We start from the raw sequence: 559 nt of genomic DNA on the forward strand, positions 1-559 counted from the left end.
TTGACCAGGTTTTCCCTCACAGGTAGCGTCCCGTGAGCCTGGCTTAGGTTTTTGCTCTGTTTGAAATTGATTTCATTTCTTTTTTTGATGTCTTTTCCAATGTGCAGTTTTCAAGGTACTGTCTTTCTAAAAGCTCTCTCCCTCTCTGGCTTCCGGCATTCGGCTGCCATCTCGGAAAAGGCTTTCCTGGAGATGAAGGGATTCGAACCCTTGACCCCCTGCTTGCAAGGCAGGTGCTCTCCCAACTGAGCTACACCCCCATACGGGCTTCTGGTCATCTCTATCGTTTTCTTCTTTGGTCTTCCTTGCATGGGCTTAAGTGGGCCTTTCCTCCTCAAGCTCATCTTTCTTTGGTCTTCTTTGCATGGGCTTAAGTGGACTCGAACCACCGACCTCACGCTTATCAGGCGTGCGCTCTAACCAGCTGAGCTATAAGCCCAAAATTCTGGCACCCACCTGCTCTCCCATGCCGTCTCCAGCATAGTACCATCGGCCGCTCAAGTCTTAACCATCGTGTTCGGGATGGGTACGGGTGTTTCCCCTGAACGTATCGGCACCA

General features: G+C 51.0%; 2 tRNA genes and 1 rRNA gene. All 3 read right to left on the minus strand.

The window, feature by feature from the left end:
* Positions 1-187 precede the first annotated feature (187 nt).
* A tRNA-Ala gene (locus LQE92_RS14385) sits at positions 188-260 on the minus strand.
* Positions 261-365: 105 nt separating this feature from the next.
* Positions 366-439 (minus strand) — tRNA-Ile (locus LQE92_RS14390).
* Between the two features lie 4 nt (positions 440-443).
* Positions 444-559: ribosomal RNA gene (rrf, locus tag LQE92_RS14395) — 5S ribosomal RNA — on the minus strand; the annotation flags it as partial.

Origin of the sequence: Lientehia hominis, from assembly GCF_021044755.1 — a bacterium.
GTDB classification, from domain to species: Bacteria; Bacillota; Clostridia; order Lachnospirales; family Lachnospiraceae; genus Lientehia; species Lientehia hominis.